Source organism: Dellaglioa sp. L3N, from assembly GCF_054941095.1.
Genome location: NZ_CM142928.1, coordinates 535713 through 551159, shown reverse-complemented (window position 1 = coordinate 551159; position 15447 = coordinate 535713). Strand labels below are relative to the sequence as shown.

13 protein-coding genes and 13 tRNA genes are annotated in these 15447 nt (G+C 34.5%); 4 read left to right on the top strand and 22 right to left on the bottom strand.

The annotated features are described in order from the left end of the window. Nucleotides 1-24: 24 nt before the first annotated feature. The 5 genes from pepF to ACVPPR_RS02740 all read right to left on the bottom strand — a co-directional run bounded on the left by pepF (nucleotide 25) and on the right by ACVPPR_RS02740 (nucleotide 5479). The gene (pepF, locus tag ACVPPR_RS02760) at nucleotides 25-1848 is read right to left on the bottom strand and encodes an oligoendopeptidase F (RefSeq protein WP_462304587.1); all 1824 of its coding nucleotides are present in this window, start codon (nucleotides 1846-1848) and stop codon (nucleotides 25-27) included. A 48-nt stretch (nucleotides 1849-1896) separates the two neighbouring features. Further along, nucleotides 1897-3039 (bottom strand): competence protein CoiA, encoded by a 1143-nt coding sequence (locus ACVPPR_RS02755; RefSeq protein WP_462304586.1) that lies wholly within the window; start codon nucleotides 3037-3039, stop codon nucleotides 1897-1899. Between the two features lie 68 nt (nucleotides 3040-3107). After that, the gene (locus ACVPPR_RS02750) at nucleotides 3108-3785 is read right to left on the bottom strand and encodes an adaptor protein MecA (RefSeq protein WP_462304585.1); all 678 of its coding nucleotides are present in this window, start codon (nucleotides 3783-3785) and stop codon (nucleotides 3108-3110) included. 165 nt (nucleotides 3786-3950) lie between these two features. Further along, nucleotides 3951-4349, bottom strand: a complete 399-nt coding sequence (gene spxA, locus ACVPPR_RS02745) for a transcriptional regulator SpxA (protein WP_462297139.1) — start codon at nucleotides 4347-4349, stop codon at nucleotides 3951-3953. Nucleotides 4350-4741: 392 nt separating this feature from the next. Continuing rightward, the gene (locus ACVPPR_RS02740) at nucleotides 4742-5479 is read right to left on the bottom strand and encodes an MBL fold metallo-hydrolase (protein ID WP_462304584.1); all 738 of its coding nucleotides are present in this window, start codon (nucleotides 5477-5479) and stop codon (nucleotides 4742-4744) included. Nucleotides 5480-5571: 92 nt separating this feature from the next. Here ACVPPR_RS02740 and ACVPPR_RS02735 point away from each other — a divergent pair, with 92 nt between their 5' ends. Next, nucleotides 5572-6081, top strand: coding sequence for an antibiotic biosynthesis monooxygenase (locus ACVPPR_RS02735; RefSeq protein WP_462304583.1), 510 nt, complete (start codon nucleotides 5572-5574; stop codon nucleotides 6079-6081). Nucleotides 6082-6108: 27 nt separating this feature from the next. Here ACVPPR_RS02735 and ACVPPR_RS02730 read toward each other — a convergent pair whose 3' ends face one another. After that, on the bottom strand, nucleotides 6109-8142 hold the full coding sequence (locus ACVPPR_RS02730) for an ABC transporter permease (protein WP_462304582.1): 2034 nt from the start codon (nucleotides 8140-8142) through the stop codon (nucleotides 6109-6111). Beyond that, nucleotides 8139-8894 (bottom strand): ABC transporter ATP-binding protein, encoded by a 756-nt coding sequence (locus tag ACVPPR_RS02725; protein WP_462297165.1) that lies wholly within the window; start codon nucleotides 8892-8894, stop codon nucleotides 8139-8141. The genes ACVPPR_RS02730 and ACVPPR_RS02725 overlap by 4 nt, the downstream gene beginning before the upstream one ends. A gap of 141 nt (nucleotides 8895-9035) precedes the next feature. On the opposite strand from ACVPPR_RS02725, the gene ACVPPR_RS02720 reads away from it, so the two are divergent. Then, nucleotides 9036-9710, top strand: a complete 675-nt coding sequence (locus tag ACVPPR_RS02720) for a response regulator transcription factor (RefSeq protein WP_462297146.1) — start codon at nucleotides 9036-9038, stop codon at nucleotides 9708-9710. A 9-nt stretch (nucleotides 9711-9719) separates the two neighbouring features. After that, a complete protein-coding gene (locus ACVPPR_RS02715; protein ID WP_462304581.1) occupies nucleotides 9720-10766 on the top strand; it encodes a sensor histidine kinase in 1047 nt (348 codons plus the stop codon). Nucleotides 10767-10815: 49 nt separating this feature from the next. Here ACVPPR_RS02715 and nrdG read toward each other — a convergent pair whose 3' ends face one another. Together nrdG and nrdD are read right to left on the bottom strand one after the other, a co-directional pair. Further along, nucleotides 10816-11403 (bottom strand): anaerobic ribonucleoside-triphosphate reductase activating protein, encoded by a 588-nt coding sequence (gene nrdG / locus ACVPPR_RS02710; RefSeq protein ID WP_462304580.1) that lies wholly within the window; start codon nucleotides 11401-11403, stop codon nucleotides 10816-10818. Continuing rightward, a complete protein-coding gene (nrdD, locus tag ACVPPR_RS02705) occupies nucleotides 11381-13555 on the bottom strand; it encodes an anaerobic ribonucleoside-triphosphate reductase (RefSeq protein ID WP_462304579.1) in 2175 nt (724 codons plus the stop codon). Before nrdD ends, nrdG begins: the two co-directional genes overlap by 23 nt. Nucleotides 13556-13781: 226 nt before the next feature. Between nrdD and ACVPPR_RS02700 the strand changes: the two genes are divergently transcribed. Then, complete coding sequence (locus ACVPPR_RS02700) at nucleotides 13782-13994, top strand: tyrosine-type recombinase/integrase (protein WP_462304578.1); 213 nt, start codon at nucleotides 13782-13784, stop codon at nucleotides 13992-13994. A 249-nt stretch (nucleotides 13995-14243) separates the two neighbouring features. On the opposite strand, the gene ACVPPR_RS02695 is transcribed toward ACVPPR_RS02700, so the two are convergent. The 13 genes from ACVPPR_RS02695 to ACVPPR_RS02635 form a co-directional block, all read right to left on the bottom strand. Then, nucleotides 14244-14327: transfer RNA gene (locus ACVPPR_RS02695), tRNA-Leu, on the bottom strand. A gap of 11 nt (nucleotides 14328-14338) precedes the next feature. Next, nucleotides 14339-14409: transfer RNA gene (locus ACVPPR_RS02690), tRNA-Cys, on the bottom strand. 56 nt (nucleotides 14410-14465) lie between these two features. After that, nucleotides 14466-14538: transfer RNA gene (locus tag ACVPPR_RS02685), tRNA-His, on the bottom strand. 12 nt (nucleotides 14539-14550) lie between these two features. After that, nucleotides 14551-14624: transfer RNA gene (locus tag ACVPPR_RS02680), tRNA-Trp, on the bottom strand. Nucleotides 14625-14632: 8 nt separating this feature from the next. After that, nucleotides 14633-14713: transfer RNA gene (locus ACVPPR_RS02675), tRNA-Tyr, on the bottom strand. Between the two features lie 7 nt (nucleotides 14714-14720). Then, nucleotides 14721-14793: transfer RNA gene (locus ACVPPR_RS02670), tRNA-Phe, on the bottom strand. A gap of 6 nt (nucleotides 14794-14799) precedes the next feature. Next, a tRNA-Asp gene (locus tag ACVPPR_RS02665) sits at nucleotides 14800-14872 on the bottom strand. 2 nt (nucleotides 14873-14874) lie between these two features. Beyond that, a tRNA-Met gene (locus ACVPPR_RS02660) sits at nucleotides 14875-14948 on the bottom strand. A 14-nt stretch (nucleotides 14949-14962) separates the two neighbouring features. Then, nucleotides 14963-15052: transfer RNA gene (locus tag ACVPPR_RS02655), tRNA-Ser, on the bottom strand. A 35-nt stretch (nucleotides 15053-15087) separates the two neighbouring features. Beyond that, nucleotides 15088-15161: transfer RNA gene (locus tag ACVPPR_RS02650), tRNA-Ile, on the bottom strand. Between the two features lie 19 nt (nucleotides 15162-15180). Next, a tRNA-Met gene (locus tag ACVPPR_RS02645) sits at nucleotides 15181-15254 on the bottom strand. 32 nt (nucleotides 15255-15286) lie between these two features. Beyond that, nucleotides 15287-15360 (bottom strand) — tRNA-Pro (locus ACVPPR_RS02640). A 6-nt stretch (nucleotides 15361-15366) separates the two neighbouring features. Further along, nucleotides 15367-15440, bottom strand: a tRNA-Arg gene (locus ACVPPR_RS02635). Nucleotides 15441-15447 lie beyond the last annotated feature (7 nt).

The following is a 15447-nucleotide window of genomic DNA, read 5'->3' as shown; positions in this document are numbered from 1 at the left end:
ACCAACTAAGTAGCGTCTGTTTTTTTAATCTTCTGTTCCTATTTCAGCTAATAGTGCCTCTAATTCATTCAATCTTGTTTCAAAAACAGTAAATGCCTTAACTAAATAATCTGGTTTAGTCATATCGACACCCGCTTTTTTCATCACGTCAATTGGAAAATCTGAGCTACCCGCTTTTAAATAAGCTAAATAATTATCTAATGCACCTGGTTTACCACTTGTAATTCCTTCTGACAAAGTTGTTGCTGCAGCAAACCCTGTTGCATATTGGTAAACATAGTAATTGTAATAGAAATGTGGAATTCTTGACCATTCCATTGCAATTTCTGGATCACGTTCTAAACTGTCACCGTAATATCTCTGATTTAAATCAGCATAATAAGCAGATAATTTATCAGCCGTTAAGGGATGTCCGGCTGCATCTTCTTCATGAATCCAATGTTCAAATTCCGCAAATTGTGTTTGACGGAAGATGGTGCCTTTAAAACCGTCTAAGTAATAATTAAGTAAAAATGCCCGAACTTTAGGATCCGTTTGCGTTTTTAATAAATAATGCGTTAACGTATTTTCATTTGTTGTTGAAGCAATCTCCGCTAAGAATATGGGATAATCACCATACAAATATGGTTGATTATGGTGCGTATAGTAACTATGAATACTATGTCCCATCTCATGCACAAGTGTGTATAAGTTATTCACATTATTTTGCCAATTTAGTAACATATATGGCGCTGTATCATACATTCCTGAAGAATAGGCCCCACTTCTTTTTCCTTGGTTCTCAACAACATCAATCCAGCGCCCATCAAAGGCTTCTTGAACATGACTTAAATAATCAGGACCCATTTTATCTAAAGCTTTTAATGCTTCATCTTTGGCTTCATTATAGGTGTAACTCAATGCGGGTTCGCCAGTAATAGGTGTATATAAATCGTAAGAATGCAAGCTTTCAACTTTCAAAATTTTCTTACGTAATGCAACATAACGGTGTAACAAAGGCAAGTTTTTATTCACTTGCTCAACCAAGGTATGATAAACAATTTCAGGGATTTGGTTATTTGATAATGAGGCATCCCTAGCATTTTTATAATGTCTAATCGACGCACTATAATTATGCACTTTGACATGGCTTGAAAGTGTTGACGCCAAAGTATTTTGAAATTGACCGTAAACCTCGTACAATTTTTTAAAAGCCTGTTCTCTAACATCTCGGTTAGTTGACTCTAGAAGAACACCATAAACACCTTGTGATAATTGTATATCGTTTCCCTGTTCATCTTGAACAACTGGAAATTTTAAATCAGCATTATTCAATACTTCGAACGTTTTAGATGATGCACCAAAAATATCACTTGCACCCGCTAATAACGTTTCTTCAGCATGAGAAAGAACATGATCTTTTTCCAACAATAAGCTATCAAAAAAATGACGATAGCGACTTAATTCCTGATTATTAGCAAGAAAATCTTTTAAAGTTTCCTTTGGAATTGCAATAATTTCAGGTTCGACCCATGAAATAGCAGCTGAAACTTTAGCGGCCAATGCACTGGCTCTAGCATTCAAAGCTTGATACGTTGCGTTGCCAGTATCCTGATCATTTTTTAAATTAGCGTAAACATACACTTTTTCAAGCATGCGTTCGAGATTAAAAACAGTTTCCAACCCTTGCAACATGGTCTCACTATCTTGGCTTAACGTTCCTTGAAGGTCAGCGATACTCCGAATAGAAGCTTCAACCTGCTTATAATCTTCTTCAAATAATAAATCGGAACTGTAAATTTTTTGGACATCCCACGTTAGTTTTTCTGGTACGTCTTCACGTTTTGGTAATTGCTTAGCTGTTGTCATAAAATCCCTCCGATTATCATTTATTTACTCCTATAAGATATCATATTTTCAGTTAATTTTTTTAATAAACGCACGGTTTAATCGTAAATTTTCTTTTTTTAGCAACGCATCTTCAGTCCATCTGATTTGATTGTTAATCCGATAGTTTTTGGTTCCACTAATTGCGCTTAAAATTTGGTTTTCTAATAAACATTGCAAATAAGCTTGATTAACTTGTTCAATAGCTAGCTGACTAACAAGTGGCATTGCAAAAAATACGTTTGTCGCTATTTGTTGTGCTTCAAACAAGCATTCAAGGGCCTCTTTAGAAATTAGTTTAGTCGTCTCTTTTTGTAACTCTAAAACCACTCGAATTCGCCAAAAAATATCTGCATGTCGGTAGATTGGTGGCAGCCGTACACAACTCAAACAACATGCTGGAAACCCCATGAAATAATACCGTTGCCTGTAACAAAAATCAATTTGATCCTTCAAATAAGGATTTAAATAGTGACAATTTTTCTCCAATTTCGTCAATTGTCCAAGTAATTCTGACTGTGACAACGCTAACCCCTCATTTCTCTGGTTAGCTCGAATAAATACCATCAATGTCGTTGCATCGTTAACTACCTTTGTACGGTAACGAATACCCTGACAATTTTCAAAGCATAATTCATAATTTAAAATGAGACACTGCCGCTCAGCATCAAGAAATACTAAAAAATAGCCAATGTTTTTGTGAAAGTTGATAAACATCGCTTGTTGTTGCGTTAATCTTTGGTTCAGCATATGTCGCTTACCTAAAATCCAAAAAACACGGTAACCATATTTTTTGTACCCCTTAGTCCTTTTAGTAAAAGAACTAAGCGATAATGGACTACATTGGTACTCTATCACCAACTGACTATTTCTTAAAGTAACCAACACATCTGGCCTTTGTTTTAACTCGGGTAAATATTCTTCAATTTCAGCTTTTTTATGTCGTTTTTCTGCCCAGACTTTAATCAAATTTTTCCCAGTGACATGTGAGTTCGTCTCACCCTCTGAAAAAAAGTGACATGATTTTTTATAATGAGCAAAATGGGCTTGCTTTTGCGGCCCTTGCTTAAAGATGACGCGTTCTCCGCATCCAGGACAAAAATAAGTCTCATTTTGCTTAACATCTCTCGCACAAACTAATTCATCTTGGTGTTTCTTCTTTGCAAATATCATTTAAATTGCTCCTCGTTACAATTTAAATACGCAAAAAAAAACAAATCAACCGAAATCGGTCGATTTGCTTATTTAAAATATTTTCTTGCTTCCGAAAGAGCATCATCTGACATAATTTTTTTGCCACGTTCTTCCATGAATGACCCTGTTGAAGTAACAGACTGTGCATATTCTAATGCTACAGCAATATCATTTTCGATTGTTTCTTTAGTTGTATTGTCTTTGTCAAAAATTAATTCCAAGAAATACTTACCTTGCACTTTAAATAAATTACTTTGTGCACTAGTTGGTCTAAATATTTTGGCTAGTTGAATAAAATCTTCAAAATCACCAAATTCTACTGTTCTCGTTTGGGCTGCTTTTTGATAACCTGATCCCTTAATAGTCCCTTTTACTTCATCGTCATTATCTTCAATTTCAGATAATCTGTCTTTTATAAAACTACCTAAATCGTCATCCTCTGTTAAATCAGAGATATTTATTTCTTTAGGATCTTGCATATTTTCTGGTTTACCACGACTAATAAACAACTCTAGTCCATCACGATTAGGTAAAACTTGGAATGTCACTGCTTCATTATTTTCAAATTCATGTTCTGTATCTACTTCACGTAAAATACTGTAAAAGAAATCTTCAATCTGAGTCCTGTTTCCTAATAAATCTAAAATAGTAATACCTCTTTTAGATAAATCCTCATCTTCTACCAAAACACGAATTGTATTTTCATTTATTTTTTCCATTTTCATTGCTTATCACCTATCTTCCTGATACCTCGACCTTAATTTTAGCCAAAATATCCTATTTGTAAAGTATTTTAGTCTAAATAAAAAAATCCAGGAACGCTTATTCCTGAATTTTACCATGTTGCCTGATTAAAGGCTAATGTTCCAACGTTATTATTTTTAATTTAATTAAAATCCAGCAAGTAATTGTGCTTTTTGTAATTCCAAAGCACGTACATCTCTTGGTAAGAAACGACGAATTTCATCTTCATTGTACCCAACTTGTAGTCGCTTTTCATCTAAAATAATAGGACGACGTAACAAACCAGGGTTTGTTTGAATTAATGAAAATAATTCTTGAAGTGGTAAATCATCTAAATCCATATCTAATTCTTGATAAACTTTTGATCGTTTAGAAATAACCTCTTCTGTACCATTTTCAGTCATTCGCAAAATTGTTTTAATTTCATCAATGTTGAGAGGCTCAGAAAATATATTACGTTCTTGAAAGGGGATATTATTCTCCTTAAGCCATGCACGTGCTTTTCGACATGATGTACAACTTGGTGAAGTATATAAAGTTACCATATGCGCTCTCTCCTTTTAATAAAAAAATTATCAATTCCTATAAATATATTATAACTTATTATCAGAGCAATTGCTATCATTTTATTAAAAAAATTTACTTATTAACGCACTTATTAATCAGTAAATTTTCTAGTTTTTGCATAATTAAAGGCATTTATATTAATGCAGGTATATATTAAATGTTATTATTTATAAAAATCATTATAAATATTTTATGGATGTTATTATTTACAATATCTAAATAGACGATTTTTTGATCCTTATTATTTCAAAACACTTACTAAAAGTACGTAAACAAGCCTTAAACGCCCACTTATAAGCACCTTGTTATTTTATATTTATTTGGTTAAAAAAAGATACATTGTTAAATTTTTTTAGCAATATGTATGCGATTACACAGTTAGTCTCAAATACTTTTTCGCAAGTAAAACAGTTATGTTATTACCTGCCGTTACTTTAGCTTGCTCTTTTAATAATTCATGCGACCCATTTGCTGGTAAATGAGTTAATAACAATTTTTTAGCATGATTTAAACGAGCAAATTTGCCAGATTCAGCTGCCGTCATATGCCATTTTTTACCTAATTTATCATCGAAGAAATTAGTATCAGTCATTAATAAATCTGCATTTTGACTCATTTCATTTAATTTCTCATCGTATGCCGTATCCGCCGTAAAGACAAGTACCTTCCCCGTCGATCGTTCTGTAATTCTCATCGCATAAGCTGGTACTGGATGAATGGTTTCTAAAAACTCAAAATCAAAGGGTCCAATTGCCACAACATCTTTATTTTTGTAACCAATCCCAATCGTCGCATCCGTCCAAGTTAATTTTTGAAAAGCTTCTTGATCAATTGCTGGTCCATAAATGGGCAGTGGTTGTGTCACTTGATCCCGATTAATCTGCCAATCATATTGTAAAACGCCAATATCGGCAATATGGTCCTGATGATAATGAGATAAAACAACCGCATCTAACTTCAAAGGATCTAATTTTTGTTCCAAGCTGAGCATTGCCCCACTTCCGCAGTCCAATAATAACTGAAACCCATCACTTTGAATTAAATATGAACTTGTTCCAACTGCATGTGCTGGATAGCCTCCATAGAACCCTAAAATTGTCAACTCCATTATTAATCATCCTTCCCGTCGCTTTTGAATTTATTATACCCTTTTTTTAGACTATACTTAATAAGGAATTAAAACAGATTGGAGATGTATTTTTGTTAAATCATATATACACAGCACTAGGCGCAGAATATTTTTTAAAGTCTATTATCAGAAACAACCCATCTCGATCATTTATCTTACTCAATCCAACAATTAAGTACAATAATGCCTACCTATTAGACACGTCAGACGATACTTCCATTTTCTATTCTGGATTAGACTTTCGCGTTAACTATCATGTAGGCGCCGATTCATGGCGGGGTTTTTATCATTTTCAATATATCACTTTAAGTGATGAAGAAAGCAAAGTTTATTTAGCACAATTACAAAATTTTATCAACGAACGAACACGCCCTACTGGCATGACCGCTTACTACACTTTGCAATCCCTATCTAAAAGCTATAATTACGTCCTTTTGACAATTTGGGAGCATCAATCTGATATGCTTAATTGGCATAAAAGTGAGGCTTATAAGCAAATAAAAGCTTCCGAAAACGACTTTCAAAATACACCTGTCAACGCAACCTACTCTGTTAATAAATTTATCAATATAAAAGGTTAAGTTACTTTTTTAGTAACTTAACCTTTTTTAGTCCCTACTATTAATAATTCGGTTCAAACCATATACGGTAATTAAAAATAGCCCACCGTACATCGCATAAAATGTTCCCCAGAAAAAAATAATAACATTCATATTAGGGTGTGCAAATAAAGCAACGTAAATATTAAACGTAAAAACAGCTTCAATGGATCCCAATATCACTGGAATTAAAAATAAACTTATGGTTTGTTGAAAAATAATGCGTTTAATTTCTTGATGTGTCACACCTAAACTTTGCATCAATGAATACGTCTTTTTATTTTGTCTAAGGTCTATCATTTGCTGCAACATGATAATGCTGCAAGTTGCGAGTACTAAAATAATACTAATAAAACACGTTACATAAATGAAAAAACCAATTAGTTCATTTACATTTTCCGCAACTTGATTTCTCACACCTAGATTTTGATAATAATAATGTGCTTTCTGTTTTGAAAAAGTGTATCGCGTATCTGCTAGCGTCTTGCCAGTCTGTTGTAGATACGTTTGTTCTTTTGCTTCATCATCCAATTTATGGCCAAAATCGTTTCCCGATTGCACAAATGTCTGATAATTTTTAATATTAATAGCCGTCAAATTATATTGCCTATCACTTTTAACATTTCGATAAACAGTGTCTTTGACAATTAATAAATTACTGGCAAAATGCATTGCACCATATGGAAATGTACTTAAATAACTTTTAATCTTCAACTGATTCAATGATTTTTGCTTAAACTGAATGGTTTGATTGTCCTTATTAATTTGATATCGCGCCAATTTGTATAAAATCATAATTGATTCGTTTGATTTAATTTGAATGGGTTTTAGCCCACTTTGAATTTTACGGATACGATTATAATCTGTTTCCGACATTATTGTCACCGGAATAACCTTTTGTTTACTTCGATTTTCCGTCTTCAATTGAATTCTGCTTTTCATTGGGACAATTTTAAAATGCCCACTAACTTGTTGTTTCACTTTTAATTTATTTTGTTTCAATACTTTTTGTACCATTGCTAACTCATGCCCATCTGCAATAAAATGTGCTGGCGCTACTTGATCAATCGTTTTTTCCGAATATGAATACAAGGTAGCCATCCCAATAAACGCTGACAACGAAAACATAATTAACAAGGTCATTAAACTCAACATCAGTGTATTTTGTCTTAAGCTAACTTGTAAATTTGAAAAAGTTAGTAGTCTTCCACCTCGATACATAAACCGTCGCCATTTTTGCAATAAATGCAGCAAAACGGGTATCAGACAATAGAAAATAAGCAGTGTGCCTAAAATAACCATCACATCGATAGCCACTACAGCCAACAAATAATCATTTCTACGCAGCCAGACATTAAAAATGGAACCAAGTTCTTCAAAGTTCACCGCCATAAATAACGGTATACTCATCAAAAAGATGCTGAACACTGCCATGAATAATTTGAATGGTCCAAAACGCTTATTACTGGTATTATCATCATGTTTAAATAAAGAAATGAGCTGTTTACGATAAATCGCACTTGCATTAATAATCGACATAATTAGAAATATTATATTAAAAATGAACACGGTATTAACTAAACTTCGCCAAGATACAATAATATTTGTATCTGCCCTAATAAGCATCGCTCTCAATAAAATCATGGCAAATAATTTAGAAAAAATCGCACCCACTGCTAATCCAATGACCAATGAAATATTTCCTAAAATTAAATTTTCGATGAATAACATTAAGGCTATTTGACTTTTTTTGACGCCTAGAAGATGGTAAACCGCAATCTCTTTTTCTCGCCGTTTAGCAACGAAAAAGTTAGTATAGGCCATAAAACAAGCAATAAAAATTAAAATTAGAATGCTGCTAATCTGTAAAGTAACTGAAATTGGTAACTCTACTCGTGCATTTTGTGTTAATTCTTTATTAAATGACATCGATAAAAATGAAAAATAGACGGTTACTGCTATTGAACTAGCAATGATATAAATCAAATAATCCCAAAAACTACGTCGAACACTTTTAAGCACAATATTGGCTAATGGTTTCATTGTTCGCCTCCACCAATGGCTGCTTGCATATCAATTATTTTTTGAAAGAAAGCTTTTCTAGAACCATCACGCCTAATCTCAGCAAAAATATGACCATCTTTGATAAAAATAATTCGTTTACAATAACTCGCTGTAAAGGCATCATGAGTAACCATCATCAGGGTCATTTCTTGTGTCTCATTCACGTACGTTAAATATTTCAAAAGCTCGGTTGCCGCTTTTGAATCCAAGCTACCCGTTGGTTCATCTGCAAATAACATCTTAGGCGCTGTAATAATTGCCCTGGCAACTGCCACTCTCTGCTGTTGACCAATCGAAATTTCATTTGGAAAACGGTCTAAAATGGTATTCAGATTTAGCACAGTTGAAATGTCAGCAAGTTTTAACTCAATTGCTTCCATTTTTAATTTATCTAATGCGAGTGGCAAAATAATATTTTCTTTAATTGTTAAAGAATTTAGTAAATTAAAATCCTGAAAAATGAAACCTAGATTTTGTCTTCTAAATTTAGATAATTCTTGTTCGTTATACTCTGTAACGTCTTGATTATCTATTCTGATATGCCCAAAAGTTGGCTTATCAATCGTTGACATTATATTTAGCAAAGTGGTCTTCCCTGCACCAGAAGGTCCCATAATACCTACAAATTCTCCCGAATCAATCACAAATGAAATGTTATCAATTGCAGTCGATCGATTAAACTTCATGCCATAAATTTTCTTCACATGATCTACTTCAATGAATGTCATAATTTCAGTCCCCCGTTACTCAATATTATACCTAACTATGAATCAATTACGCCAATCTTTATTTACGATAGCCAGCTATTTGAATTTATCGTTTAAAAACGGTATTGTAATGTAAATAGACTACTAACTTAAAGGGGTGACAATATGTTTAGCATAATGATTGTTGAAGATGACAAAACAATTGCCGATATTACGGCAGATAGCTTAGCAAAATGGCGATTTGAGCCAATTTTAATTGACGATTTCAGTCAAATTGATGTTGAATTTATTGAAAAAAAACCACACTTAATCTTATTAGATATTAATTTACCAGAATTTGATGGTTTTTACTGGTGTCAAAAAATCCGTGAAACGTCAAATGTACCTATTATATTCATCTCAAGTCGCAATACCAATATGGATATGGTGATGGCAATGAATATGGGTGGGGATGATTTTGTCAACAAACCTTACTCAATGGAAGTTTTAGTTGCCAAAATTTCTGCCTTATTACGTCGGACTTATAATTATGCAGAAATGGGTCCAGAAGCACTAGAACATAATGGTCTTTTTTTGAATTTACAAAATGGGTCTGCAAAATACAACGATGACACAATCGATTTATCAAAAAATGAATATCAATTACTTCAATATATGATGCGCCAAACAGGAAAAGTTATCAGTCGCGAAAAATTACTTCGTGAACTTTGGGAAGATGAACATTTTGTTGACGATAATACGTTAACCGTTAATATCAACCGTTTACGTAAAAAAATTGCACACGCTGGATTACCCGACTTCATTGAAACAAGGGTTGGTCAAGGTTATATCATCCCTTAGGAGGCACTTATGACATTTTTTAAATACCTTTCAGATAAAATCGTCTCGATTATATTTTTCATGCTAGATATCCTATTAATCAACCTTGTATTATGGTTCGATCCTTTCCATAATATCATTTTGTCTTCATTATTATATCTAGATATTTTGATGTTAATCACATCAACTGTTTTTATCGTAATCCGTTACTGGGTTGACCGTCAATGGTATCAAAAATTTAGTTTACCAACTGACCTTTCAACAACAAACTTATCACTGCCCATTACTGATGCGCATTCAAATGAACAACAGTTATACCAAAGTTACATCAATGCCCTATTAAGCAGTCATCAAACGCAATTAAATGATGTCTTGTCCAAACAGCAAGAACAAGAAGACTTCTTAAACGCATGGATTCATGATATCAAAGTCCCACTAACTGCCATTCAGTTGCTAATTGAAACATCAGATGGTCAACTTTCTGAAAAACAAGTGATGCAAACTGAAATTGAATTAAAAAAAATTGAGAATTTTGTTGAACAAGTCATTTACTATTCTCGTCTAGACAGTTTTTCAAATGATTATTTAATCCAAGATTATTCGCTGAAAAAAATTATCCATCACGTTGTTCGAGACAACATGAATTTATTTTTTTCAAAACATATTAGCTTCACTTTTGAGAGTGATGACAGCTCCGTCTTAACCGATTCAAAATGGTTACGTTTCATTTTAAATCAAGTCATTACTAATTCACTAAAATATACGCCTGATAACGGTAAAATTACCGTATTTATTTCAAACAACACAAAAGAAACACTATTATCTATTAAAGATACCGGAATTGGTATTCCAAAAGTTGATTTAGCCCGCGTTTTTGATAAAGGATTTACCGGAGACAATGGCCGTAAATACAATCAAAATGCAACCGGATTAGGTCTTTATCTAGCAAATAATCTAAGTCAAAAATTGGGTCATCGTTTAGAGATTGACTCCTCGATCGATCAAGGCACAACTGTAAAAATAATTTTTCCTAAACTAACTTATTATAATGATGAAACGGGCGATATTTTCCGCTAAAAAAGTCTGTTGTGACAACTCTTATGGAGGTTGTCATAACAGACTTTTTTTATCTTAATAACTTATCCCAGAGAATAACTTCCCCGGTAGCTAATGATTTTTGAACATCAATAATTCTTTGATTTGAACTTCCTCTAAATTGTAAGGTCAAATCTTTTTTTGCTAACTCAAATCGACCATCAACCAAAATATCAATTTTTGACAGCAACTCAAGCTTATCTTCAGATTCAAGCATTAATTCATCCCAAGTATAGCCAGTCCAAGACCAAACATCTTTCGTCCATCCATAAGTAGCACGAATACGGTCTACCAAGCCCAAACAAACCTGTGTATTAACAAAAGGCTCACCACCAAGCAACGTTAACCCTTGGCAATAATCTTCACTTAAGTCTGTAATAATTTGATTTTCAAGATTTTCCGTATAAGGCGTCCCATATCTAAAATTCTGAGCCGCTTTATTATAGCAACCAGGACAGGCAAATAAACAGCCACTAACATATAAACTACACCGCACACCTTCGCCATCTACAAAATTAAATGGCTTATATGATGCAATATATTGTTGACTTAAATCACTGGCCAACCATTCTTTGGGTGCTGGATTTCGTGGAGCCCTAACTCTCTTTTGTCGTTCCATTCTCAACCATTCCTAAACTCATATTTTTAACACGAGAAGCAATTTCTTTATGGCGACCATGAACCATTGGACGCTGTTGTGGATTACCTAAATAACCACATGTTCGCTTAACAACATCACAAGTTTTAGGATCATGGTTCTGACATTTAGGACATTCAAAACCACGTTCAGTCGGATTAAATTCGCCATCAAAGCCACATTTATAACAATGATCAATTGGCGTATTTGTTCCCAAATAACCAATTTTATCGTAAGCCCAATCCCAAACAGCTTCCAAAGCTTTAGGATTTTGACGTAAATTAGGATATTCACAATAATGAATAAAACCACCTGACGCATATTTAGGATATGCCATCTCAAACGTCAATTTTTCAAATGGTGTTGGATTTTTTCTAACATCATAATGGAAACTATTTGTATAATATTCTTTTTCCGTAATATCTTTAATTTTACCAAATTTTTCAGTATCCAAAACACAAAAACGATCCGTTAAAGATTCACTAGGCGTTGAATAAACACTAAAATGATAATCATATTCATCTGACCAATCACTACAATAAGCTTTAAGACGCTTAACAATATCGACTGTAAAGTTATGAGCCTCTTCATTTTTTTCCCACTCAGGTCCAAAAAAGACAGTTCCAACCTCATACAATCCGATATAACCTAACGAAATAGTTGCACGGCGATGCTTAAATAAATCATCAACATTACCATCTGGCTTCAATCTTTTGCCAAAAGCACCGTGTTGATATAAAATTGGCGCATTCTCAGGAATAGCTTCTTTGACACGGTTAACCTTAAAAACTAATGCTTCTTTACAAATCTGCATTCTTTCTTTAAAAATATCCCAGAATAAATCAATATCACCAGCAGATTCTAAAGCAATTCGTGGCAAATTAACGGTCACAACACCCAAATTCATACGACCAGAATTAACTTCATTACCTTCTTCATCTTTCCAACCTTGTAGGAAGCTACGACAACCCATAGGCACCTTAAAACTACCCGTAAGCTCTTTTATCTTGTCATACATCAAGATATCAGGATACATTCGTTTCGTAGCACAGTCGACAGCCAGTGCCTTAATATCATAATTAGGATCACCCGGTTTCAAATTTAACTCTTTTTTAATTGTAAACACTAACTTAGGAAAAATAGCGGTCCGATGCTCACGACCAAGCCCTTTAATTCTAATTTTTAAAATGGCAATTTGAATTTCACGTTCAATCCAACTTTCACCTAATCCAAAACCTAATGTCGTAAATGGCGTTTGGCCCTGAGAAGAAAATAAAGTATTGATTTCATATTCTAATCCTTGCATGGCATCATAAATATCTTTGCTCGTTTTAATTTTGGCAAATGCCGTCTGCTTACTAGGATTGTCAATCCATTCTTTTGCATCCACTAAATGTTTTTGATAATTTAATTCAGCAAATGGTGCTAATAACTCATCCACTCGATCTGCAGAACACCCACCGTATTGGCTTGAAGCCACATTAGCAATAATCTGTGCCATTTGAGCAGTGGCCGTCTGAATTGAATGTGGACTTTCAACCTCAGCATTTCCTATTTTAAACCCATTCGTTAGCATTTCTTTAAAATCAATTAGGCAACAATTTGTCATAGGACTCCAGGGCGTATAATCTAAATCGTGATAATGAATTGAACCACGTAAATGGGCTTTAGCAATTGATTCAGGCATTAATCTTAGACCTAAAGTTTTACCAACTGTCCCCGCAGTTAAATCGCGTTGCGTATTAAAAACGTTACTATCTTTATTAGCATTTTCATGAATAATTGAATCATCTTTATTTAATAATTTGTTCAAACGTCCTGCTGGATCAGTTTGCTCAAGCCAATGTAACTCATCTTGCTTTCTATACTCTTGGTAGGCATATAGTGCATCAGTGTAATCCAATGTACGATATGTATCAGCGACCAAATTAGACATTGTTTGTGCATCAATTTTTCGATAGCTCTCAAGTTTGCTTAATAATAACGACTTAAATTTTTCTTGTGCTTGTGAATTATCTAACCCTTTCATTGTGCTACTCATAACTTTACGCAATGAAAATAAAACCTTTCGGCCATCACGTTTTACAAATATGTTAGGTACTTTTGTATTCAATGTTATCTCAATATTTTTCATAAGTCGATTTCCTTTTCTTCAAGCGAATAAATACATACTACTTTATTATTCTCCTCAAAACAACAATATATAGTGTACAACAAAATATTAAAATCTATATATTGTCTAAAAAGATTTCTTACTTTTTACGAATCTACACTGTTTTTGCCAATTATTAACATTTAAAAAAGTCTAAAACTTAAATTAGTCTTCTATAATCAACAATTACGTTCACTTTATAATTTTTTTGGAAATTAATAAAACGAAAGTAACCTTTCACAGCTTACGTCATTCACACATATCGTATCTACTCGCTAATGGAGTAGACACCCAATATATCTCTGAACGATCTGGACATGATTCAATAGCTACTACCCTTAAGACTTATTCACACATTCTTAGTCGAGCTAAAAAAGAACAAGTTGCAAAGACAATATCACTATTTGAAGAAATCTGTTAAATCAAGCTTTTTCATTGTTTTAGTTCGATACCGTAAAGACCCTAATAACGCAAATACAGACCGATATAATAGCTTTTTGCTGTTGTCCCTATGGCATATATACCGTAAATCATGGTACTTACAAACTTAAAAGGGACAACAAAAGTTCAACAATCTATAATTCTATATCATTTCCTATAATTTAGGGTACAAAAAAAGCCTATATAATAGGCTTTCATGTTTTATAATACTCTCTATAATGCTTAATAATACCGGTGATCGGGGTCGAACCGATACTCCATTGCTGGAACTGGATTTTGAGTCCAGCGCGTCTGCCAATTCCGCCACACCGGCATAATCGTGTAAGGCGGTAACCGGATTTGAACCGGTGATGAAGGTTTTGCAGACCTCTGCCTTACCACTTGGCTATACCGCCATATTAATTAGTGATGTCTAGACTTAAATCATCACCTGATATAACCCTTTATAAAGGGCGATATGTGGGAATCGAACCCACGCGTGCCGGAGCCACAATCCGGTGCGTTAACCACTTCGCCAATATCGCCAAAACAAAAAATGGCAGGGGTAGTAGGAATTGAACCCACACTGACGGTTTTGGAGACCGTAGTTCTACCTTTAAACTATACCCCTATAAAAAATGGAAGAGAGTGGATTCGAACCACCGAACCCGAAGGAGCGGATTTACAGTCCGCCGCGTTTAGCCTCTTCGCTACTCTTCCAAAAAAATGGCGCAGGACAGAATCGAACTGCCGACACATGGAGCTTCAATCCATTGCTCTACCAACTGAGCTACTGAGCCATTAAACGGTCCTAACCGGATTTGAACCGGTGATCTTCCGCGTGACAGGCGGACGTAATAACCCCTATACCATAGGACCAATTGCGGGAGTAGGATTTGGACCTACGACCTTCGGGTTATGAGCCCGACGAGCTACCAGACTGCTCCATCCCGCGATAATATTAAAAAAAGGAGGATAAGAGATTCGAACTCTTGCGTGGTTTGACCCACCTGACGGTTTTCAAGACCGTTCCCTTCAGCCAGACTTGGGTAATCCTCCATAAACAAATATCTACTTGAATCATCTACAAGTAATGGACCTTGTAGGACTCGAACCTACGACCGGGCGGTTATGAGCCGTCTGCTCTAACCAACTGAGCTAAAGGTCCAAGCTTCTTACGTAGAAAATAGCGGTGAAGGGGATCGAACCCCTGACCTCCCGGGTATGAACCGGACGCTCTAGCCAGCTGAGCTACGCCGCCATGAAATAATAATAAATTTTGGAATTTATTAATCGGGAAAACAGGATTCGAACCTGCGACCCCCTGGTCCCAAACCAGGTGCTCTACCAAGCTGAGCCATTTCCCGAAAATATGCACCCAGTAGGAGTCGAACCTACAACCTTCTGATTCGTAGTCAGACACTCTATCCAGTTGCGCTATGGGTGCATTAAAA

Coding starts and splice junctions, on each gene's coding strand:
- pepF (WP_462304587.1), bottom strand. CDS start 1,848: ATGACAACAGCTAAGCAATTACCAAAACGTGAAGACGTACCAGAAAAA.
- ACVPPR_RS02755 (WP_462304586.1), bottom strand. CDS start 3,039: ATGATATTTGCAAAGAAGAAACACCAAGATGAATTAGTTTGTGCGAGA.
- ACVPPR_RS02750 (WP_462304585.1), bottom strand. CDS start 3,785: ATGAAAATGGAAAAAATAAATGAAAATACAATTCGTGTTTTGGTAGAA.
- spxA (WP_462297139.1), bottom strand. CDS start 4,349: ATGGTAACTTTATATACTTCACCAAGTTGTACATCATGTCGAAAAGCA.
- ACVPPR_RS02740 (WP_462304584.1), bottom strand. CDS start 5,479: ATGGAGTTGACAATTTTAGGGTTCTATGGAGGCTATCCAGCACATGCA.
- ACVPPR_RS02730 (WP_462304582.1), bottom strand. CDS start 8,142: ATGAAACCATTAGCCAATATTGTGCTTAAAAGTGTTCGACGTAGTTTT.
- ACVPPR_RS02720 (WP_462297146.1), top strand. CDS start 9,036: ATGTTTAGCATAATGATTGTTGAAGATGACAAAACAATTGCCGATATT.
- ACVPPR_RS02715 (WP_462304581.1), top strand. CDS start 9,720: ATGACATTTTTTAAATACCTTTCAGATAAAATCGTCTCGATTATATTT.
- nrdG (WP_462304580.1), bottom strand. CDS start 11,403: ATGGAACGACAAAAGAGAGTTAGGGCTCCACGAAATCCAGCACCCAAA.
- nrdD (WP_462304579.1), bottom strand. CDS start 13,555: ATGAAAAATATTGAGATAACATTGAATACAAAAGTACCTAACATATTT.